At 72.5% G+C, this 20,855-nt stretch carries 18 protein-coding genes; 6 read left to right on the forward strand and 12 right to left on the reverse strand.

All coding sequences use genetic code 11. The features are described 5' to 3' along the window. Nucleotide 1 precedes the first annotated feature (1 nt). Nucleotides 2-580, forward strand: a complete 579-nt coding sequence (locus O7626_RS11375; protein WP_278061125.1) for a hypothetical protein — start codon at nt 2-4, stop codon at nt 578-580. Then, nucleotides 577-1,602 (forward strand): TerC family protein, encoded by a 1,026-nt coding sequence (locus tag O7626_RS11380; RefSeq protein WP_278061126.1) that lies wholly within the window; start codon nt 577-579, stop codon nt 1,600-1,602. Before O7626_RS11375 ends, O7626_RS11380 begins: the two co-directional genes overlap by 4 nt. 7 nt (nt 1,603-1,609) lie before the next feature. Here the strand turns inward: O7626_RS11380 and O7626_RS11385 are convergent, their stop codons facing one another. Next, complete coding sequence (locus O7626_RS11385; RefSeq protein WP_278061127.1) at nt 1,610-1,819, reverse strand: hypothetical protein; 210 nt, start codon at nt 1,817-1,819, stop codon at nt 1,610-1,612. Between the two features lie 595 nt (nt 1,820-2,414). Between O7626_RS11385 and oxc the strand changes: the two genes are divergently transcribed. Together oxc and O7626_RS11395 are read left to right on the forward strand one after the other, a co-directional pair. Further along, nucleotides 2,415-4,148, forward strand: coding sequence for an oxalyl-CoA decarboxylase (oxc, locus tag O7626_RS11390; RefSeq protein WP_278061128.1), 1,734 nt, complete (start codon nt 2,415-2,417; stop codon nt 4,146-4,148). Nucleotides 4,149-4,238: 90 nt separating this feature from the next. Beyond that, nucleotides 4,239-5,600 carry an NAD-dependent succinate-semialdehyde dehydrogenase gene (locus O7626_RS11395; RefSeq protein ID WP_278061129.1) on the forward strand — a complete coding sequence of 454 codons (1,362 nt, stop codon included), beginning with the start codon at nt 4,239-4,241 and terminating at the stop codon, nt 5,598-5,600. Nucleotides 5,601-5,712: 112 nt separating this feature from the next. Here O7626_RS11395 and O7626_RS11400 read toward each other — a convergent pair whose 3' ends face one another. The 11 genes from O7626_RS11400 to O7626_RS11450 all read right to left on the reverse strand — a co-directional run bounded on the left by O7626_RS11400 (nt 5,713) and on the right by O7626_RS11450 (nt 17,103). Then, on the reverse strand, nt 5,713-7,041 hold the full coding sequence (locus O7626_RS11400) for a sigma-70 family RNA polymerase sigma factor (protein ID WP_347404775.1): 1,329 nt from the start codon (nt 7,039-7,041) through the stop codon (nt 5,713-5,715). Next, complete coding sequence (locus O7626_RS11405) at nt 7,025-7,417, reverse strand: YciI family protein (protein WP_278061130.1); 393 nt, start codon at nt 7,415-7,417, stop codon at nt 7,025-7,027. Before O7626_RS11405 ends, O7626_RS11400 begins: the two co-directional genes overlap by 17 nt. Nucleotides 7,418-7,547: 130 nt before the next feature. After that, nucleotides 7,548-8,309, reverse strand: a complete 762-nt coding sequence (locus O7626_RS11410; RefSeq protein ID WP_278061131.1) for a GntR family transcriptional regulator — start codon at nt 8,307-8,309, stop codon at nt 7,548-7,550. A 173-nt stretch (nt 8,310-8,482) separates the two neighbouring features. Beyond that, nucleotides 8,483-10,207: a glyoxylate carboligase gene (gene gcl / locus O7626_RS11415; RefSeq protein ID WP_278061132.1), complete on the reverse strand. Its 1,725-nt coding sequence runs from the start codon at nt 10,205-10,207 to the stop codon at nt 8,483-8,485. A 4-nt stretch (nt 10,208-10,211) separates the two neighbouring features. After that, nucleotides 10,212-10,343 (reverse strand): hypothetical protein, encoded by a 132-nt coding sequence (locus tag O7626_RS11420; protein WP_278061133.1) that lies wholly within the window; start codon nt 10,341-10,343, stop codon nt 10,212-10,214. A 110-nt stretch (nt 10,344-10,453) separates the two neighbouring features. After that, the gene (locus O7626_RS11425) at nt 10,454-11,455 is read right to left on the reverse strand and encodes a 2-dehydropantoate 2-reductase (RefSeq protein WP_278061134.1); all 1,002 of its coding nucleotides are present in this window, start codon (nt 11,453-11,455) and stop codon (nt 10,454-10,456) included. 367 nt (nt 11,456-11,822) lie between these two features. Further along, on the reverse strand, nt 11,823-13,082 hold the full coding sequence (locus O7626_RS11430) for a hypothetical protein (RefSeq protein ID WP_278061135.1): 1,260 nt from the start codon (nt 13,080-13,082) through the stop codon (nt 11,823-11,825). Further along, nucleotides 13,079-13,930 (reverse strand): carbohydrate ABC transporter permease, encoded by an 852-nt coding sequence (locus O7626_RS11435; protein ID WP_278061136.1) that lies wholly within the window; start codon nt 13,928-13,930, stop codon nt 13,079-13,081. Before O7626_RS11435 ends, O7626_RS11430 begins: the two co-directional genes overlap by 4 nt. Before the next feature lie 417 nt (nt 13,931-14,347). Next, entirely contained in the window at nt 14,348-15,229 is an 882-nt protein-coding gene (locus O7626_RS11440; protein WP_278061137.1) for a nucleoside hydrolase, read from the reverse strand. Between the two features lie 56 nt (nt 15,230-15,285). Continuing rightward, complete coding sequence (locus O7626_RS11445; RefSeq protein ID WP_278061138.1) at nt 15,286-16,491, reverse strand: hypothetical protein; 1,206 nt, start codon at nt 16,489-16,491, stop codon at nt 15,286-15,288. Between the two features lie 102 nt (nt 16,492-16,593). After that, complete coding sequence (locus O7626_RS11450) at nt 16,594-17,103, reverse strand: hypothetical protein (protein ID WP_278061139.1); 510 nt, start codon at nt 17,101-17,103, stop codon at nt 16,594-16,596. 206 nt (nt 17,104-17,309) lie between these two features. Between O7626_RS11450 and O7626_RS11455 the strand changes: the two genes are divergently transcribed. Both O7626_RS11455 and O7626_RS11460 read left to right on the forward strand, forming a co-directional pair. Then, on the forward strand, nt 17,310-17,696 hold the full coding sequence (locus tag O7626_RS11455) for a VOC family protein (RefSeq protein WP_278061140.1): 387 nt from the start codon (nt 17,310-17,312) through the stop codon (nt 17,694-17,696). 204 nt (nt 17,697-17,900) lie between these two features. Then, the gene (locus O7626_RS11460; protein ID WP_278061141.1) at nt 17,901-20,789 is read left to right on the forward strand and encodes a BTAD domain-containing putative transcriptional regulator; all 2,889 of its coding nucleotides are present in this window, start codon (nt 17,901-17,903) and stop codon (nt 20,787-20,789) included. Nucleotides 20,790-20,855 lie beyond the last annotated feature (66 nt).

The following is a 20,855-nucleotide window of genomic DNA, read 5'->3' on the forward strand; positions in this document are numbered from 1 at the left end:
GATGACCGGCGGCGACGTACGCCACCTCGGTGAGCTCGCCCTGCCGGGAGCCGGCATCGGGGCGACCGCCGGGGTGGCGGCCGGCGGGCTCGCCCTGCTCGCCGGCCAACCGACCGGCTGGGCCCTGGCCACCGGCCTGGGGCTCGGCCTGCCGCTGGTGCTGCTCGGCGGCAGCTTCGGGCTGCTGCTCGGTTCCGGCATCGTGTCGCCGGGCGTCTTCGCCCCGGTGGCGCTCTACTGGTTCCTCGGCTTTCCGCTCGCCCGGGTGGTCCACGAGCTGCTGGTAGCCCTGCTGCTCACCGGTCGGCCGGTGCTGCCGCCGGACCTGCCCGGCTTCCTCGCCTACCAGGCGATCGTCAGCCTCGGCTTCGCGATCGGGTTCAGTTGGCTGCACGAGCGGATCGCTCCGGGCTGGCTGCGTCGGGTCCGGCACCGCAATCCGGCCGCCGACCGGCTGTACGCCTTCTACCTGCGACACGCCGAGGCGCAGTGGAAGGCCCGGGAGAGCCGTCGGCGGGCTCGGGCCGCCGGGCGACGCCGGACCGCCGCGACCCTCGGCCGAGCGAAGGGAGAGCCGTGAACCTGCCGGTCTGGGTCTGGGCCGTGACGATCGCCGGCTTCCTGGTGATGATCGCCTTCGACTTCTACCTGGTCGCCCGCAATCCGCGCGAGCCGGCCTTCCGGGAGTGCGTGGCCTGGGTGAGCTTCTACGTGCTGGCCGCGGTCGCCTTCGGGATCGTGCTGACGGCGACGGCCGGGGTCGGGTACGGCGGGCAGTTCTTCGCCGGCTGGCTCACCGAGTACTCGCTGAGTGTCGACAACCTGTTCGTGTTCATCATCATCATGAGCCGGTTCGCGGTGCCGCTGAAGTACCGGCAGAAGGTGCTGCTCATCGGCATCGTGCTGGCACTGCTGATGCGGGGCGTCTTCATCGCGGTCGGCGCGCAGGCGATCACCCGGTTCGACTGGCTGTTCTACCTGTTCGGCGCCTTCCTGATCTACACCGCGGTCAAGCTGGTCGGGCCGCAGCAGGAGGACGAGTTCTCCGAGAACATCGCACTGCGTACGGCGAAGCGGATCCTGCCGACCACCGAGTCGTACCGGGGTGCCTCGGTGCTGGCCCGGGTGGACGGCCGGCTGATGGTGACGCCGATGCTGATCGTGATGGTCGCCATCGGCACCACCGACCTGCTCTTCGCGCTGGACTCCATCCCGGCGATCTTCGGGCTGACCCAGGAGCCGTACCTGGTCTTCACCGCGAACACCTTCGCGTTGATGGGGCTGCGGCAGCTGTACTTCCTGATCGGCGGGCTGCTGGACCGGCTGGTCTACCTGAGCAAGGGCCTGGCGTTCATCCTGGCCTTCATCGGGGTCAAGCTGGTGCTGGAGGCGGCGCACCACGACGGGGTCTCCTGGGCGCCGTCGGTGCCGATCGCCGTCTCGCTCGGGGTCATCGTCGGCACGCTGCTGGTCACCACCGTGGCCAGCCTGGCAAAGTCCCGACGGGATCGGCGCGAACGGCCGACCGCCGCCACGGAGGGGGTGGGGGCGGAGACCCCCGCTGCCCGCGACACCGTGACGGCGGATCGGGACGCGGTCTGACGGCAGGTCAGACCTTGATCAGGTCTTCGTCCGTGGCGGAGCCACGGAGGAAGCGCTCGATCTCCTCGTCGCTCGGCCGGGCGGCCCGACGCTGGTTCTCCAGCGCGGCGGCCAGGCCGAGCCCGAGGGAGCGGCCGTCGGCCGGGGAGCCGGTCGGCAGGGCCAGCCGGTCGGAGAGTCGGGTCAGGGAACGTGAGAACGTCCGCCAGGTGGTCATGACAGCATCACTCCTGCTTGTCGTTCTTCCCGGGAAACGACGCTTCCCGGGACCGTGCGCACCGGACCGGACGACGATCCGTCCGCCGACGGTGGTCCGGCAGGACATCCGGGTGTGCCTGGTGGGGCCGGGCACACCCGGGTCGCCGGATCTTTCCGCCGGCACGCCTCGTCGCGTGGCGGCGGACCCATGTCGGTCGCCGGATCGACGACCGGCGGGGATCGCCCGCGGCGGCCGTGCGGGGCTGCGGCCTGGCAACCCGGAGCACGCCGGTCCGCACCGTACGCGGATTCCTCCGGTGTGGAGCTACCCGGTGCCGTCTTGCCACAAACCCTCGTGCTCTTCTCCGGCGACAGGTGTCTTCGACGCCCCCTAGGATACCGCCTTCGGTATACAAAAAACGATCTAGTGACCAAAGCCACCAGCGTCGCCGGGCCGGAGCGCGATCGCCGGCTCGTCGCCGGAACGGGGCGGCCGGCCCGGAAAACGTCCTGTCACCCCTAGACACCCCACCGTCAGATGGTCCACGATTATTGCCTACCCCATACGGTATGCAATCGTCGGGGACGCACGACGATGATGGAGGACTCTGATCATGACCATCGCTTCCCTCCGGGAGTCCGAAGCTGGCGGTCTCGTAGGTGCGGAGAAACTCACCGACGGGATCCACCTGGTCGTCGACGCGCTCAAGCTCAACGAGGTCGACGCCATCTACGGCGTCGTAGGCATCCCGATCACCGACCTGGCCCGGCTGGCACAGGCCTCCGGCATCCGCTTCATCGGCTTCCGGCACGAGAGTGCCGCCGGGCACGCGGCGGCGGCGGCCGGCTTCCTGACGAAGAAGCCGGGAATCTGCCTGACCGTCTCCGCTCCGGGATTCCTCAACGGGCTGGTGGCGCTGGCCAACGCCACCGTGAACTGCTTCCCGATGGTGCAGATCTCCGGGTCCAGCGAACGGCACCTCGTCGACCTGCAACGCGGCGACTACGAGGAGATGGACCAGCTCTCGGCGGCTCGACAGTTCTGCAAGGCGGCCTACCGGGTCCAGCGGGCGGAGGACATCGGTCGCGGCGTGGCCCGGGCGATCCGTACCGCCGTGTCCGGACGACCGGGAGGGGTCTACCTCGACATCCCGGCCGCGGTCCTCGGTGAGGTCATCGACGCGGAGCTGGGCGCGGCGTCACTGTGGCGGGTCGTCGACCCGGCACCGCGCCAGGTGCCCGAACCCGCGGCCCTGGACCGCGCGATCGAGCTGCTCGCGAACGCCCGGCGCCCGCTCGTGGTGCTCGGCAAGGGCGCCGCGTACGCCCAGGCGGACGACCAGATCCGCCAGTTCGTCGAGCTCACCGGCGTGCCCTACCTGCCCATGTCGATGGCGAAGGGCCTGCTGCCCGACGACCACGCACAGTCGGTGGCCAGCGCCAGGTCGCTCGCCATCCGCCGGGCCGACGTCGTGATGCTCGTCGGCGCGCGGCTGAACTGGCTGCTCGGACACGGCGACGCACCGCAGTGGAACGCCGACGCCAAGTTCATCCAGGTGGACATCGCCAGCACCGAGATGGACAGCAACCAGCCCATCGCGGCACCGCTGGTCGGTGACGTCGGCTCGGTGATGCAGGCCCTGATCGACCGGACCGGACCCGACCGGATCGCGGTCCCGACGCAGTGGCGGGACGAACTCTCGGCCCGCTCGGCGGCGAACGTCGGCAAGATGGCCAAGCGCCTCGAGGCCGCCGAGACGGCGCACCCGATGAAGTTCCTCGGCGCCCTCCAGGCCATCCGCGACGTCCTCCGGGACAACCCCCGGACATACGTCGTCAACGAGGGCGCCAACGCGCTGGACCTGGCCCGCAACACGATCGGGATGCAGGTGCCGCGACACCGCCTGGACAGCGGCACCTGGGGCGTGATGGGCATCGGCATGGGCTACGCGATCGCCGCCGCGGTCGAGACCGGCGACCCGGTCGTCGCGATCGAGGGCGACAGCGCGTTCGGGTTCAGTGGCATGGAGATCGAGACGATCTGCCGCTACGACCTGCCCGTCGTCACGGTGGTGTTGAACAACAGCGGTGTCTACCGCGGCGACGAGGCGTCCGAGTCCGCGGACCCGGCACCGACCGCCCTCCGGGCCCGGCACGATCTGATGATCGCCGCCTTCGGTGGCCGAGGCTACCGGGCGACCACGCCGGTGGAGGTCGCCGCCGCCCTGCGCGAGGCACTGGCGCTGGGCAAGCCCGCCCTCGTCGACTGCGTCATCGACCCCGCCGACGGCACCGAGAGCGGCAACATCGCCCACCTCAACCCCAAGGGCATCACAGTGCAGCGGTGAGACCGTCACCGGCGCATCCCAGGAGTGCGCGTCGACGACCGGGCAGGGTCGGTGACCCAGCGCCGGTAGAGAACGGAGCTTGGAATCCCTATGTACACAGTTACCGACCCGGCGACAGGTGAACTGGTCGAGGAGATCGAGAACGCGACCGACGGAGAGGTCCGGGCGGCGATCGACCGGGTCCACCGGGGATACCTGTCGTGGCGGCGTCGACCGGTCGCCGAGCGGGCCGAAATCGTGGCCCGCGCGGCGGACCTGTTCGCCGAGCGCGCCGACGAGCTGGCCGCGACGATGACGCTGGAGATGGGCAAGCGGATCAACGAGGGCCGGGGCGAGATCGGCGTCGTCGTCGACATCTTCCGGTACTACGCCGACAACGGGCCCGCGCTGCTGGCCGACGAACCGCTGGAGATCAGGGGCGGCCGGGCCGTCATCACCAAGAACCCGGTCGGGGCGCTGCTCGGCATCATGCCGTGGAACTTCCCCTGCTATCAGGTCGCCAGGTTCGTGGCGCCGAACCTGGTGCTCGGCAACACGATCCTGCTGAAACACGCCTCGATCTGCCCCCGGTCGGCGGCCGCGATCGAGCGGATCCTGCACGACGCCGGGGTGCCCGGGGACGCGTACGTGAACATCTTCGCGTCCAGCTCGCAGATCCCCGGGATGCTCGCGGACCCCCGCATCCAGGGCGTCTCGCTGACCGGCAGCGAGCGGGCGGGCATCTCGGTCGCCGCCGAGGCCGGCAGGAACCTGAAGAAGGCCGTCCTGGAACTCGGCGGGTCCGACCCGCTGATCCTGCTGGACACCGACCACATGGACCGGACGGTGCAGGCCACCGCGACTGCCCGGATGCGCAACTGCGGCCAGTCGTGCAACGCGCCGAAGCGGATGATCGTGCTCGCCGACATCTACCAGGAGTTCGTCGACCGGCTGACCAAACACGTGGCCGAGACCTTCGTGCCGGGCGACCCCGGCGATCCCGCGACGAAGCTGCCGCCACTGGCGTCGGTCGCGGCGGCCGACGAGGTGGCCGGCCAGGTCGAGAAGGCCGTCCGGCAGGGCGCGACGCTGCGCACCGGTGGGCGCCGGGTCGACCGGCCCGGGGCCTATTTCGAGGCCACCGTGCTCACCGACGTGACCCGGGAGATGGACGCCTACCACGAGGAGATCTTCGGCCCTGTCGTACTGGTCTTCCGGGCGGAGACCGAGAAGGAGGCGGTCGCCATCGCGAACGACTCGCCGTTCGGGCTCGGCGCCAGCGTGTGGGGCACCGATCCCGACCGGCTGCGCCGGGTCGCCGGGCAGATCGAGTCCGGCATGGTCTACCTGAACAGCGCCGGTGGGTCACAGGCCGACCTGCCGTTCGGCGGGATCAAACGCTCCGGGATGGGCCGGGAACTCGGCCCGGCCGGCATCGAGGAGTTCATGAACAAGAAGTCCATCCGGCTGTGAGGCGGTCGACCGGACGCAGGCAGGTCAGGGCGGGATCGGCACGGGGCGGGACCGGCAAGGGGCCGGGACCGGCACAGGGCGGGACCGGCACGGGGGCGGGTGGCGGGAGCGGCTACCCGGGCCGGTTCTCCAGCCGGGCCGGCGGCTTCTCCAGCCGGGCCAGCCGGCGGTTGAGATAGCGCTGCTCCGGCAGGCTCGCGGTCAACCGTGCCGCCCGCCGGTACTCTTCGGTCGCGCCGGCCCGATCGCCGTCGAGTTCGAGCAGGTGGGCGCGGACCGCGTACAGCCGGTGGTGCCGTCGCATGGCGGGGTCGGCGCGGAGCGGGTCGAGCAGGGCGAGGCCGACCGCCGGGGAGTGCGCCATCGCGGCGGCGACCGCGTGGTTGAGCGTGACGGTCGGGCCGGGCGCGATCCGGCGCAGCATGTCGTAGAGCACGCTGATCTGGAGCCAGTCGGTGGCCTCGTAGCGGTCCGCCTCGGCGTGCACCGCGGCGATCGCCGCCTGGAGCTGGTAACGGCCGACGTGCCCCCGGGGCAGGTGCGCCTCCAGCAGCGCGACGCCCTCCTCGACCAGGTCCCGCCGCCAGCGGCTCCGGTCCTGCTCGGCCAGTGGTACGAGGTCACCGGCGGCGTCGGTCCGGGCCGGCGACCGCGCGTGGGTGAGCAGCATCAGCGCGAGCGCGCCGGCCGCCTCGGCGTGCTCGGGCAGCGCGGCGTGCACCTGCCGGGTGAGCCGGATCGCCTCCTCGGCGAGCGGGACGTCGAGCAGGGACTCGCCGGAGGTCCGGGTGTAGCCCTCGGTGAAGACCAGGTGGCAGACGTCCAGCACCGCGGCGACCCGGGCCGGCAACTCCGACTCCGCCGGCATGCCGAACCGGGCGCCCGCCTGCCGCAGCGCGGTGCGGGCCCGGGTGAGGCGCTGGGTCATGGTGCGGGCCGGCACCAGGTAGGCGGCGGCGATCTGCTCCACGCCGAGCCCGGCCACCGCGCGCAGACTGAGCGCCACCTGTGACGGCCGGCTCAGCGCCGGATGGCAGCAGAGGAAGAGCAGCCGGAGGGTGTCGTCGACCGCCGGCTCCGGCACCTCGTCCGGGGCCGGCGCGACGCCGACGTCCTCCGGCCGGCGGGCCGCGTCCAGCACCTCGCGGCGGCTGCGGGCGGAATCCGCGCGGAACCGGTCGATCAGGCGTCGCGAGGCGACCCGGATCAGCCAGGCCCGGGGGTCGTCCGGCACCGTGTCGACGGTCCACCGCGCGGCGGCGGCCTCCGCCGCGTCCTGCACGGCGTCTTCGCAGTCGGCCAGGTCACCGTACCGGCGCAGCAGCGCGCCGAGGACGTGCGGCGCCTCCCGGCGCCACACCTCCGCGAGCGCCTCCCGGCCCGACACCGTCGCGGACCGCGCCGGCCCGGCGCCGGTGGGCCGGCTACTGGTCGTCGCCACCGGGCCACATCATCGGCCGCAGTTCCACCGTCTCCCCGGGGCCGGCGAATTTCGCGGCGACCTCCTCGGCGCGGGCCTGGTCCTGCACGTCGACCAGGAAGAAGCCCGCGAGATGCTCCTTCGCCTCCGAGTACGGGCCGTCGCTGGCCAGCGGGGCGCCGTCGCGCCAGCGGTAGAGCCGAGCGGCCGACGGGGCGCCCAGCGCCTCGCCGCCGAGCAGCTCACCGTTGGCCTGCAACTCGGTCATCACCTGCTCGAAGTCGGCGTTCAGCCGCTGACGCAGCTCCTCGGGCAGCTCCTGGTGCTCGGCCAGGTAGTCGCTGGTGGGGTGCCCCCACGGCTGCGGGTTCGAGTGGATCAGGATCACGTACTTCATCGGACCACCTCGGGCTCGTGCGACGGTGCGTTCCGTCACTCGCCTGGAACGTCGGTGCGGCCCCGCCGATGTCGACACCGAACCCTAGTCAACCCGAACCCGGAACCCGGCACGGGTTTCCCGGCCTGGATCAGCCCAGGGCCTCCCGCTCGGCCGCCTCCTTGCGGCGCTGGTGGTAGCTCTCCCTCGTCCGCTCGGTGTGCCGGCGCATCATCTCGCCGGCCCGCCGGCCGTTCCGGCTGGCGATCACCTCGATCAGCTCGGCGTGCTCGTCCCACGCCTCCCGGCCCCGGGACCGGGCGATCGGGGCGTAGTACCAGCGCACCCGCCGGTCGACCATCGCGATCAGTTCGGCGAGGACCTTGTTGCCGGACATCTCCACCACGTACGCGTGCAGCGCCGCGTTAGCCGCGACCAGCTCCACCTGGTCGTCGTCCCGCAACGCCTGCTCGCCGGCCTGTTGCAGCTCGCGCAGCCGCTCGACCTGTTCCGGAGTGGCCTGCCGGGCGGCCAGCCGGGCGGACTCGGACTCCAGCAGGGTGCGGGTGGCGAGCAGTTGGTCCGCCTCCTCCTCGGTCGGCACGTGCACGAACGCGCCGAGGGCCGGGCGCAGGTCGACCCAGCCCTCGCTCTGCAGCCGTTGCAGCGCCTCCCGCACGGGTTGCCGGCTGACGCCGAGCTGGGCCGCCAGCTCGTTCTCCACCAGGTGCTCGCCGGGGCGCAGCTCACGGTTGATGATCATCTCGGCGATGACGTCGTAGACCGCCTGGCGCAGTGGCGCGGGCCGCTCAAGGGGCTGCCGCACGGCGCGTGGCGTGCGGCGGGTCGTGCTCGCCCGACGCCGGCCGCCGTTGGCGTCGGCGGGCGAGGGCGAGCCCCCCCAATCGGTCATGGAGCACCTCCGGCTGCGAGAGAGTCGTCGGCCGGCGGGACCGGCCGCGCGGCGGCGGCGGGTCTGCCGGCCGTTTGTGGGTTATAGCATACAGTCGCCCAGATGCAATCGTCCCCCGCCGCTTTGTCGTGGCGGGGGACCGATCGCCGTCGGCCGGTTCGGCTCCTCTCGGCTCAGCCCGAGACCGGGTCCCGGTACTCGATCTCCGGTACCGGCTCGAACTCGTTCACCTGCGCGATCGAGAGCCCGTGCGCGGTGTTCCCCTCCCGTTCGATCATCACCTCGACGAGCACCGGCCGGCTGGTCCGGCGGGCCTCCTTGCTTGCCCAGGCGAGCGCGTTGGCGATCTCGTCGGGCCGGAGCACCCGGCGGCCGGAGCAGCCGTACGCCTCCATCACCTTGACGTTGTCGGTGCCGTACTCGTCGTAGTGGATGTCCACCTCGTAGTTCATCTCGTAGCCGATCTCGGCCTGCCGGATCAGCCCGAGGTACTCGTTGTTGAGCATCACCAGCACGAACGGGATGTCGTACTGCGCGGCCACCGCCAGCTCCTCGACCAGGAACTGGAACGAGTAGTCCCCGACCACGCCGACCACCTCGGCGTCCGGCCTGGCGCACTTCACCCCGATCGCCGCCGGGATCTCCCAGCCCAGCGGTCCGGCCTGCCCGCAGACCTGGTAGTGCCGGGGCTTGAAGACCTGCTGGAACTGGCCGGACCAGATCTGGTAGAGGCCGATCGCGGTGACGAAGTAGGTGTCCGGGCCGAAGTACTCGTTGATCTCCCTGAAGACCCGGGGCGCCTTCACCGGTACGTCCTCGAAGTCGTCCCGGCGGCCCAGCGTCGCGCGCAGCGTGCGTACCCGCGAGACCCACTCGCCCCGGTCCCGCCGCACCCCCCGGCGGCGTGCGGCGGCCAGCAGCGCGGCGAGGAACGCCCCGGTGTCCGAGACGATCCCGAGGTCCGGGCCGAACACCTTGCCGAGCTGGGTCGGCTCGATGTCGACGTGCACGAACTTCCGGTCGCCCCGGTAGGTCGCCAGGTCACCGGTGTGCCGGTCGCCGAACCGGGCGCCGAGCGCCAGCACCAGGTCGGACTCCAGGAAGGAGGCGTTGCCGAAGCGCTGGGTGGTCTGGATGCCTGTCATCCCGGCGAACAGGTCGTGGTCCTCGGGGATCGCGCCCTTGCCCATCAGGGTCACCTGGACCGGCACGTCCAGCGTCTCGGCGACCTCCCGGAGCAGGTCCGTCGCCTCGCCGATGATCACCCCGCCGCCGGCCAGGATCAGTGGCCGCTCGGCGGCGAGCAGCATGTCCAGGGCCCGCTCGACCCGGGGCGGGTGCGGCTCGACCCGGGGCACCGGCAGCGGGGCGTCGATCGAGGCGTCCCACTCGATCTCCTGCCGTGCCACGTCGATCGGCAGGTCGATCAGCACCGGTCCGGGCCGCCCGGAGCGGGCGATCCGGAACGCCTCCCGGAAGATCCACGGCGCCTGCGCCGCCTCCCTGACCTGCACCGCCCACTTGGTCACCGGCTTGGCGATCTCGACGATGTCGACCGCCTGGAACGCCTCCTGGTGCAGCTTGGTGGTCGGCGCCTGGCCGGTGATGCAGATGATCGGGATGGAGTCCGCCTGGGCGGTGTAGAGCCCGGTGATCATGTTCGTGCCGGCCGGGCCGGAGGTGCCGATCGCGACGCCGACCCGGCCGTTGGTCCTGGCCCAGCCGTCGGCCATGTGCGTGGCGCCCTCCTCGTGCCGGACGATCAGGTGCCGGATGTCGCTGCGCCGCAGCGCCGCGTAGAGCGGCAGGATCGCGGCGCCGGGGCAACCGAAGGCGACGTCCACGCCCTCCGAGGCGAGCACCGAGACGACCGCGTCCATGCAGGGGATCCTGGCCATGGCTTCAGACCTCCCGGCGCCGGGCGTCGGCGAGGGTCCCGGCGGCGTCGGAGCGGCCGAACGCCTCGGGGGTGGTCGGCCGGTAGCGGGCGGAGATGTCGTCCCAGCCGGTACCTGGGTCGCGGATCAGGGTCACGGAAGCCTCCAGGGCGTCGGATGTCAGGTGGTCGGGGTGTGAGTCCTCGGTGCCTTCCCGGCGCCGGGACGGTGGGGTGGGAAGGCCGGGGGAGTGGGCCGATCGGCCGGTCAGGCCGCCGGCGCGCTCGGGGCGGGCGCCGGCCGGGCCATGGTCTTGGCCAACAGCTCGGTCGCGGCGTAGACGGTGCGCAGGGTCGGTGCCGGCGCACCGGTGATGTCGGCGATCTCCACCACGGCGGCGACGACCGCGTCGAGTTCGAGTTCCTTGCCCGCCTCGAGGTCCTGCAACATCGAGGTCTTGTGGTGGCCGACCCGGCGGGCGCCCTCCACCCGTTTGCCGATCGAGATCTCCGGCGTACTGCCGACCCGGCCGGCGATGTCGAGGGTCTCCGCCATCATCTGCTCGACCACCCGGCGGGTCCCCGGGCTCTCGCAGATCTCCGCCATGGTGGCCCTGGTCAACGCGCTGATCGGGTTCAGCGACACGTTGCCCATCAGCTTGATCCAGATGTCGTCCCGCAGCCGGGGCTCGACCGGGCACTTCAGCCCGCCGGCCACCATCGCGGCGCTGAACCGCTGGCAGCGCTGCGACAGGGTGCCGTCCGGCTCGCCGATGGAGAACCGGGTCCCCTCCAGGTGCCGGATCACCCCGGGCGACTCGATCACCGTCGCCGGGTAGACCACGCAGCCGATCGCCCGCTCCGGGGCCATCACCGCCGAGGTCGCCCCGCCCGGGTCGACGGCCTCGATCCGCTGCCCCTCGTACGGCCCCGTGAGCTTGTGGAAGTACCACCATGGGATGCCGTTCTGCCCGGCGACCAGGGCGGTCTCCGGACCGAGCAGTGGTTCGAGCAGCGGGCCGGCCGAGGCGTAGGAGTGCGCCTTCAGCCCCAGGAACACGTAGTCGACCGGACCGACCTCGCTCGGGTCGTCGGTGGCGTACGGGTGTGCGGCGAAGTCGCCGCGCGGGCTCAACACCCGTACCCCGTGGGCCCGCAACGCGGCCAGGTGTGCGCCGCGGGCGATCAACCGCACGTCCACCCCGGCCCGGCAGAGGGACGCACCGACGTACGCGCCGATGGCGCCGGCCCCGAGCACTGCAACTCGCACGGGCTGCTCCCTTCTCGTACGACGTCCGCACGGCGTCGAGGCGACGCGGCAGCGGCGTGCCTAGTTGTATGCGTTATGCTGACTACAGTATGCAATCCCACCTCGCGCTGACAAGCCTGTCCCGTCGGCACCAGGAGCACAGCCGAAGTTGCCGAAATGGCCCCACGATCCGCCCTGCGCCCGATACCCCGCCCAGGCGCCCCACCCGGGGAGTTGCCGGCTACGCCGGCAGGTCCCAAGATTCTTGGAGAACTATGGCGTGCTGCGAACCACAATTCTCCAAGAATCCGGCATGAGCACGGCTTCGTCGGGCTGGCGAGGCAGCCAGACGTCATTAGCGGCCGATGGCGGCGGGGTCGTTCCGAGGTCAGGTCGACGTGATTTGGGGGAGTGCCGGCGCGTCGTGGTTGACGTCCGGGCCGAAGAACTTGAAGACCACCAGGTCGTCGTCGCCGGTGTTCTCCACCGGGTGCGGTGCCGTGGCGGTGTCGTGCGCGACAAGCAACTCGTCCCGGTCGGCGTCCCCGCCGCGCACGTCGTGGCCGCAGTAGCGCCCGCTGCCGGACCAGACCAGGATCGAGTACACCCCGCGCTCGGTCGACAGGTGTGTCCGGCCGGGCGGCACCACCAGCTTCTTTCCGCTGAACTTCGGCGTGTTGTAGAAGATCCACCACTCCCGGCCACTTTCACCCGCGTCGTCCGGTTCGACCGGGCGCGGCGGCAGGTGGTTGTTCTCGTAGAAGTACGGGTCGCCGTTGAGTTCCCACTCCACGAAGCCGAGCGGGAACCGCTCGCCGTGCGCCTGCCGGTCGGCCGGCCGGACGTCCTTGTAGAGCAGCTCCTTGGAGATGATCCGGCCGGCGTTGAGCGCCTGGAACATGGCGAAGACGTCCGAGTCCTCCTGGAGCTCCACCGTCAGCGCGGTGCCGGGCGCGTGCAGCACCCCGGACGGCACCGAAAACCCGTCGTCCGGCACCTGGAGGTCGGCCCGCGCGTGCCGCAGGATCAGGTCGCTGTCCCAGTCGACCAGGTACGGCAGCAACACCTCGTAGGCCCGCTCCCGGACGATCCACGGGTGCACCCCGAAGAACGTCTCCGGGTGCGGACCGGGCTCCACCCCGGCCGGGAAGTAGTACGCCTCGTCCTTGGACCGCCGCCCGACCAGCTCGGCGAAGCGCTGCGGCGGATGGATGTGGTACGGGATCCGGGCGCCGTAGTCGAGCAGCTTGGCGAGCCGGCCGAGCCCGTGCGGGTGGCTGGCCGCGTACTCGACACCCAGCACGGCGGCCGGGGCGCCGCGTACCGCGTCGCGCAGCGTCACCCGGGCCCGCCCGTCCCGGTCGACGACCTGCCCGAGCCCCTCGTCCGGCGGACCGATCCGGTTGTCCGCCCGGGTGGTCGAACCGAGCCAGCGCTCGCAGACGAAGCCCCGCTCGCCGAGGTCGTACGCCTGCTCCGGCAGCCCCAGCCGGCGGCCCGGCGGCACCAGGTCGCGGGCGACGAAGGCCGGCCCGAGCCGGAGCACCCCGTTGCCCTCGTTCAGCAGCTCCTCGACCAGTTCCCGGGCCGACGCGTCGGTCCCCGCCCTGGTCCCCGCCCCGGTCGGTCCGCTGTCGTTTCCGGTCATCCCTTGAGTCCGCTCATCGATATGCCCTGGATGAACCGGCGTTGGAACACCAGGAAGGTGACGATCATCGGAAGGGTGGCGACGACCGAGCCGGCCATCAGCAGGTTCCAGGATGTCCGATTCTTCACCACGAAGAGGGCCAAACCCAGCGGAGCGGTGTACTTGTCCGAGCTGGAGATGACGATCAGCGGCCAGAGAAAGTCCTCCCAGGCGTAGGTGAAGGTGAAGATCGCGGTGGCGGCCAGGGCCGGGCCGCAGAGCGGCAGCACCACCCGCCAGAAGACCCGGAACTCGCCGGCCCCGTCGATCCGGGCCGCGTCCAGCAGCTCGTCCGGGATGGAGAGCATGTACTGCCGCAGCAGGAAGATCCCGAACGCGCTCACCGCACCGGGCAGGATCAGCCCCCAGTACGAGTCGAGCCAGCCGTGCCCGCCGTTGCCGAGCGCGTCGTTGCCGCCGAAGAACGGGATGTGCTTGAGCACGAGATAGTTCGGGATCAGCGTGACCTGCGGCGGCACCATCATGGTGGCCAGGAAGAGCAGGAAGATCGCGTCCCGGCCGGGGAACTTCCGCTTGGCGAAGGTGTAGGCGGCCAGCGAGTTGAAGAACAGTTGCAGCATGGTCACCGAGGTGGCCACGAAGGCGCTGTTCAGGAACCAGCGCCAGGCACCCTCGCTGCCCTGGGCCAGCTCGCCGGCCTTGCCGATGCCGAAGAAGCCCCGGTAGCCGTCCAGCGTCGGGTTCTCCGGTATCCACTGCGGCGGCCAGGAGAAGATGTCGCCGACGTGCTGGCGCGAGGCGCTGACCAGCCAGGCGAACGGCGCGACGAAGAGGATCGCGCCGGGCACCAGCAGGAGGTAGCAGACGGCCAGCCAGGCCGGCGCCGCAGGGTGGGCCGGCGGGCCGGTTTCGGGGTGGGCTGCGACCCGTTCGGGGCGGGCGGGGCGTCCGGCACTGTCGCGGTCACGGCGGCTCCTCGGTTCGGGCTGCTCACAGGTCCGCCTTCCGGTAGAGCCGGAGCTGGATCGCCGTGAAGACCAGCAGGAGTACGCAAGCCCGCCTACCAAGCCGTCGCCGACAAGCTCGACGCCGCGCCCCGGCGCCCGCCCCTCTGGACCCTACCGGCCTGATCCGCGGCCGGTTCGTTCCGCGGCCGGTTCGTTCCGCCGCTGGCGCGCTCCGTTCGTGCCGGGCAGACACCGGCCTGCCGGGGCCGACCGGTCCGCGCCGGGGCGACCGGTCCGGCGCAGGCGAGGCGGCTCAGCTCAGCGGCCCCGGTTGACGATCTCGAAGTAGTGCGCCAGGGCCTCCTCCGGGCGGACGTCGACGGCGACCTCGTGCACGCCGCCGTCCACCGGCCGGAAGGTGGTGGTGCCGGCCGCCGGCCCGGCGTCGACGTCGACGGTCACCTGGCCCGGTGCGAAGGTGCAGAGCGAGGGCGCGAAGAGCACCGCCGCGGCCAGCGGGTCGTGGAAGGTGACCTCCGGCCGCTGCGCGAACCAGGAGGCCGCCATGTCGGCCACCGGCCGCAGCAGCGGGTTCGCGCAGCGCTCCAGGAACGCCCCGGCGTCCAGCCGTACCCGGGTGGTGACGTCGAGGCCGACCGAGCGGTGCACCGGCACGGCGGTGCCGTAGACCCGGGCGGCCGCGTACGGGTCGCAGTGGATGTTCCACTCCGGACCCGGTACGGCGCCGAACGCGCCACCCATCAGCACCAGCGAGCGGAGCAGGGCCGGGATCTGCGGGTCCACCGCGAAGAGCAGGGCCACGTTCGTCAGCGGCCCGATCGCCAGCAGGGTCACCTCGCCCGGTCGGGCGCGGATCGTCTGCCGCAGGAACTCCACCGCCGCCCCGGCTTCGAAGGACGTCTCGTGGTCCCACCGGGCCAGCGCGGCGGCCTGCGGCGGCGGCCCCTGCACCGGCGGGCTGGCCAGCGGCTCGGCGGCTCCGGGCAGGATCGGCACGTCCCGGCCGGCGGCCCGGCAGAGCACACTGGCCAGCGCCGCCCGGGCCTCCGGTTCGGCGGTGACGGTGGTGATGCCGAGCAGCTCGCAGCGCGGCTGCGCCAGCAGGTAGGCGAGGCAGACGGCATCGTCGATGTCGTTGCCGATGTCGGTGTCCAGCAGGACGAGCTGTTCTTCGGCCATGGCCGGTCCATTATCCACTTTGCCGGCCCGGCACCACAGTCGTTACGCCGCAGCCGTCACCGCAGGCTGGAGCCGCTGACGGTCGGGTTGCGGGCACCGAGGAAGAAGATCCCGGGAAAGCCCCGGGTCTCGAAGCCGTCGCTGCGGTTGCGGCGCAGTGTCGACGACTCGATCCGCATCGTCCCGGTCCGGTCGTTGCTGACGAAGAAGACCGCACCGCCGCCCTCGTTGGCCCGGTTGTCCTGCACCACGCTGCCGGCGATCGTCACCGTGAACCGGTTGCCGTCGGTGTAGACGGCTCCGCCGCTGCCGCCGCCGGGCGTACCGGACCGGGCCGGGTTGGCGCCCCGGCCGACCGCCCGGTTGTGGCTCAGCACGCTGTTGAGCACCACCCAGGAGACTCCGATGCTGCTCAGCGCGCCACCGTTGGCGCAGCTGCCGCCCTGCCCGGCGGCGCCGCCGAAGGTGCTGTGCACGACGTACACCGGAAGTCCCCGGTGCTGGCTGAGCACCCGGATCGCCGCGCCGCCCAGGTCCGGGCCGGTCTGGTCGCAGCGGTTGCGGACGAACCGCGAGTTGACCACCTTGAACCGACCGCCCCGGACGAAGATCGCGCCGCCACCGCCGCCCTCGGCCCGCTGCCCGGTGGAGTTGCCGTCGGCGAAGACGAGGTTCTGCACGGTGAGCTGCGGGTGGTCCTGGTCCTGGCAGTGCGAGGTGGTCCAGCCCTGTGCCTGGTCGCAGGTGTTCATGTAGAGGATCCGGCGCTTGCCGCCGCCGCTGAGGGTGACCCGGCCGCCGCCGTCGAGCACGATCCGGGGACCGGTCGAGTTACGGATCTTCGCGGTCGCCTTCATCGTGATGGTCACCGGGGCGGGGCCGCAGGAGAAGGTGATCACGCCGCCCTTGGCGACGGCCGCGACCACCGCCTCCGAGGTGCAGCTCGCCGGCGTACCGGTGCCGATCACCCGGGTCGGCTCCGAGGTGTCCACCGCGCGGGCCTCGGCGGGGACGGCGGCCCGCCCGTCCGGGTTGCCGGGTCTGGGCAACGCCGCCGGTGCCCGGGACGAGGCGGACGGCTTCGGGCTGGTCGACGGGCCCGCCGGGGTGGACGGCGGCGGGGTCGCCGCGCCGCTGCCGGCGGCGGCCGGAGCCCACTGCGGCCCGGCCGGCCGGTCGTCCGCCGAAGAGCCGCAGCCGGCCAGCCCGGCGACCGCCACCAGGACGCTCACCAGCAGCGCGGACGTGAACCTGTTACGCACCGGCAGATCGTAGGCGTCGACGCCCGCCCGGCCGAGCCGGGACCGGTCGGCTTAAGAAACTCTTCACCACCCGGGCCTCGGGGTGACCCGCCGGGCGACCGGTCAGGGGGTCGGGAAGCCGTACCGGGTGGCGTGTTCCGGGTCGGCCGGGTCGATCTGCCGGAGCCCCTGGTCGGCGAGGCGCTTGTTGACGTCGTCGAGGTGCTCGCGCACCAGTCGGGCCTCCTCCTCGGTGACCCGCCCCCGGTGCGGCCGGCCGGCGTGCTCCATAGTGCCGTAGTCGATCCGTTCCCGGCTGGCCTTGGCCGGGCGTACCCGTTCGGCGGTCCGTAGCAGTTGGGCCATCGGCACGTCGGTGGCGAGCGCGTCGAACTCGCTGGCGGTGAGCACCACCCGGCGGGGCGCCTCGCCGGGCCGGCCGTCGTGGATCTCCACCACGGCCACGTCGAGGGCCGCGTCGTCGATGCTCTCCACCTCGGTCGGCTCGGCTTCGAGCTGCACCGGCCCGGCGACCAGGTCGGGGTGGTCGAGCACCACGATCCGGACCACCTGGTCGGCGGAGTGGATCACCTTGCCACTGAAGTCGGAGACGTGAACCGTCCGCTTACCCATGCCTGTGCGTTCTCCTGTCCGGGCGGGGCCGCCTTACGCCCCGCTACTCGGTGGGCGACGGCCAGGAACAGAAATTACCGGACAGGTGTGCGAACCGCCCGGGTGGGGCCGGGGCGTGTCGAACCCCGCCGACGCCGGCCGGGAATATCCGTACTCCGTACGGCGTACAATGTAAGGAGTTCAAGTACACCGTCAGGGAGCCGCTTGTGAAGATCACATCCTCCGCCGTCTCGTTGAACGTGGCGGACGTCACCGCCTCCAGCAGTTTCCTCGTCACCCACTTCGGGTTCCGCGAGGCGATGGCCGCCGACGGCTTCGCCTCGCTGACCAGGGACGACGTCGGGATGAACGTCGTGTTCCTCCGGCAGGGCCTGCCGACGCTGCCGGCCGACCAGCGCGACGACCACGCCCGCGGGCTGATCCTGGCCTTCGTCGTCGAGGACCTGGAGGGCGAACTCGCCCGCCTCCAGGCCGAGGGCGTCACCATCACGATGCCGCTCACCGTCGAGGAGTGGGGTGAGCGGGCCTTCCAGGTGCGCGACCCCAACGGCGTCATCGTGCAGTTGGTCGACTGGAACGGCGCCGGGCAGTAGCCCGCGCCGCGCTGCGACGACGGCCCGCCGGCACCCCGCCGGCGGGCCGTCCGCATCGGAGGGCGGCTTGGACCTACCCGACGGAAACCGCCGTTGGTCCGATAGGCACATCAACCGACGCTGATTAAGTTCGACGGCAGTCGGCCGCCGCGCCGATCACCGGTGCGCGCGGCGGCAACGGTGGACGGACGGCGGGGGGCGCTGGTGCGGATTCAGCTGCTCGGTCCGGTGCGGGCCTGGCGCGACGGTGAACCGCTCGACCTGGGGCCTTCGGCCCGACGGGTGGTGCTCAGCCTGCTGGCGCTGGCCGGCGGCAAGCCGCTGCTGCGCGCCGAACTCATGAGTGGACTCTGGTACGACCGGGAGCCGCCGACCAGCGCGGCCAACGTCATCCAGACCCACGTCAAGCACCTGCGCCGGCTGCTGGAGCCGGAGCGGCGACCCCGGGACCGGGGTAACGTGCTCCGGCTCGTCGGCGACGGCTACGCGCTGCACCTGCCGGACGCCGGGCTGGACGTCACACGGTTCCGGCAGCGGATCGGCACCGCCGCCACCGCACAGCGGTGCGGGCAGTTCGACCGGGCGGCGGAACTGCTCGGCGAGGCGTTGGCCCTGTGGCACGGTCCACCACTGGCCGACATCCCGACCCTGGCCAGCCACCCGAAGGTGGTCGCGCTGGCCGGCGAACGGCAGGCGGCCCTCGGCCGGTACGGCGAGGTGATGATCGCCGCCGGCCGGTCCGCCGAGGGACTGCCGATCCTGGCCGAGGCGGCGGTCGCCGCACCGCTGGACGAGGCGGCACACGCCCGGCTGATCCGGGCGTACCACGCGGCTGGGCGGCGGGGGCAGGCGTTCGCGGCGTACCACGAGGTGCGCCGGCGGCTCGCCGACGACCTGGGCGTGGTGCCCGGCCCGGAGCTGGCGGCCGCACACGCCGCGCTGCTGCACGACGAGGAGGCGGGCGTCCGGCCGCCCCGCCCGGAGAGCGTGACCGTGACCGCCGCGCGGAGCGCGCCCAGGCCGGCGCAGCTTCCGGCGGACCTGGCCGAGTTCGCCGGCCGGACGACCGAGTTGGCCCGGCTCGACGGGCTGCTGGACCGGGCGACCCGGCCACCGGGACCGGCCGCCACGGTGGTCGCCGCGGTCTCCGGCACGGCCGGCGTCGGCAAGACCACCCTGGCGGTGCACTGGGCACACCGGGTGGCGCACCGGTTCCCCGACGGCCAGCTCTACGTCAACCTGCGCGGCTTCGACCCGGTTGGCCCGGCGGTGCAGCCGGCCGAGGCGGTGCGGCAGTTCCTCGACGCGCTCGGAGTTCCCGCCGAACGGATCCCGACCGACCTCGACGCCCAGGCCGCGCTCTACCGCAGCCAGATGTTCCACCGCAGGATGCTGGTGCTGCTGGACAACGCCCGGGACGCCGCCCAGCTCCGCCCGCTGCTGCCCGGCGGCCCCGGCTGCCTGGTCCTGGTCACCAGCCGGGCCCGGCTGGCCGACCTGGTCGCGATCGAGGGCGCCGGACCGGTGCCGGTCGGTCCGTTGCCTGCCCGGGAGGCCCGGGAGCTGCTGCTGCGGCGGATCGGCGGGGACCGGGCCGGCGACGAACCCCAGGCGGTGGCCGAGATCCTGGCCCGGTGCGCCGGGCTGCCGCTGGCGCTGGCGATCGTGGCCGCCCGGGTCGCCACCGACCCGGACCTCTCGCTGGCCGACCTCGCCAACCAGCTGCGCCGGGGCGCCGACCGGCTCGACGCGCTCAGCACCGGTGACCCGACCACCGACCTGCGGGCGGTCTTCTCCTGGTCGTACCGCTCCCTCCGCCCCGCCGCCGCCCGACTGTTCCGGCTGATCGGCCTGCATCCGGGCCCGGACCTGTCGGCCGCCGCCGCGGCGAGTCTGGCCGGCCGGCCACCCGCCGAGGTACGCGAGACGCTCGCCGAACTGACCCGCGCGAACCTGCTCGGGCAACGTTCCGACGGCCGGTACACCCCGCACGACCTGCTGCGGGCGTACGCGGCCGAGATGGCCGAGCGGACCGACTCGGAGCCGCGCCGCCGGGGCGCCGTGGACCGGCTGATCGACCACTACGTGCAGAGCGGCAACGCCGCCGACGAACTGCTGCGCACCGAGCCGAGCCCGGTCCCACCCGGCCGGCCCGGTCCGGGGGTGACCCCGGAACGTCCCGGCGAGCACCAGCGGGCACTGGACTGGTTCGCCGCCGAACGCGTCGTGCTGCTGGCCGTGCTGGACTACGCCGCCGGCACCGGACGCGACGCGCAGACCTGGCAGCTCGCCTGGGCGCTCGGCACCTACCTGGACCGCAGCAGCCACTGGTACGACCTGGTCGGCACCCAGCGGGCCGCGGTGGCCGCCGCCCGCCGGCTGGCCGACCCGACGGCGCAGGCTGTCGCGCACCGCTTCCTCGCCCGCGCGTACACCCGGCTGGCCCGGCTCGACGACGCCGACGCCCAGCTCCGGCACGCCCTGGTGCTCTACCGGGACGCCGGCGACCAGGCCGGGCAGGGCCACACCCACCTGAACCTGTCGCTGATGTGGGAGCGCCGGGGCGGGCTCGCCGAGGCGCTCGACCACGCCCGGCAGGGTCTCGACCTCCTCCGGGCCGCCGGCAACCGGCACGGGGAGGCACGGGCGCTGAACGCGGTCGGCTGGTGCCACACCCTGCTGGCGGACCACTCCTCGGCGCTGGCCTACTGCGAGCGGGCCCTCGTGCGGCTCCAGGAACTCGACGACCGCGGCGGCCAGGCCAACACCTGGGGCAGCCTGGGCCGGGTCCACCACCACCTCGGCGACCGGTCCCGGTCGCTGCGCTGCTACGACCACGCGCTGCGGCTGTTCCGGACGATCGGCGACCGCCACCTGGAGGGCATCACGCTGTCGCACGTTGGCGACACCCACCACGCTTTTGGCGACCCGCGCGCCGCCGGGGACGTCTGGCGGGAGGCGTTGCAGGTGCTCCACGAGGTGGACCACGTCGAGGCGGGCAGGGTACGCGGCAAGCTCGCCGCGCTGGACGAGCCGAGCCGGATCGTCGGCACCGGGGTCGGCGCCGACGGCTCCGGCGCACGCCCCTGGTGACCGGGCCAGCCAGGTCCGCGACCCGGCGGTGCCCGGTCACCAGCGGCAGCGCATCAGGTGGTACGC

Origin of the sequence: Micromonospora sp. WMMD1102 (assembly GCF_029626265.1) — a bacterium.
Classification (GTDB): domain Bacteria; phylum Actinomycetota; class Actinomycetes; order Mycobacteriales; family Micromonosporaceae; genus Plantactinospora.

Bases quoted from the DNA above. Each gene is read 5' to 3' on its own strand.
- O7626_RS11375 (WP_278061125.1), top strand. From the start codon at position 2: ATGACCGGCGGCGACGTACGCCACCTCGGTGAGCTCGCCCTGCCGGGA.
- O7626_RS11385 (WP_278061127.1), bottom strand. From the start codon at position 1,819: ATGACCACCTGGCGGACGTTCTCACGTTCCCTGACCCGACTCTCCGAC.
- oxc (WP_278061128.1), top strand. From the start codon at position 2,415: ATGACCATCGCTTCCCTCCGGGAGTCCGAAGCTGGCGGTCTCGTAGGT.
- O7626_RS11395 (WP_278061129.1), top strand. From the start codon at position 4,239: ATGTACACAGTTACCGACCCGGCGACAGGTGAACTGGTCGAGGAGATC.
- O7626_RS11405 (WP_278061130.1), bottom strand. From the start codon at position 7,417: ATGAAGTACGTGATCCTGATCCACTCGAACCCGCAGCCGTGGGGGCAC.
- O7626_RS11410 (WP_278061131.1), bottom strand. From the start codon at position 8,309: ATGACCGATTGGGGGGGCTCGCCCTCGCCCGCCGACGCCAACGGCGGC.
- gcl (WP_278061132.1), bottom strand. From the start codon at position 10,207: ATGGCCAGGATCCCCTGCATGGACGCGGTCGTCTCGGTGCTCGCCTCG.
- O7626_RS11430 (WP_278061135.1), bottom strand. From the start codon at position 13,082: ATGACCGGAAACGACAGCGGACCGACCGGGGCGGGGACCAGGGCGGGG.
- O7626_RS11440 (WP_278061137.1), bottom strand. From the start codon at position 15,229: ATGGCCGAAGAACAGCTCGTCCTGCTGGACACCGACATCGGCAACGAC.
- O7626_RS11450 (WP_278061139.1), bottom strand. From the start codon at position 17,103: ATGGGTAAGCGGACGGTTCACGTCTCCGACTTCAGTGGCAAGGTGATC.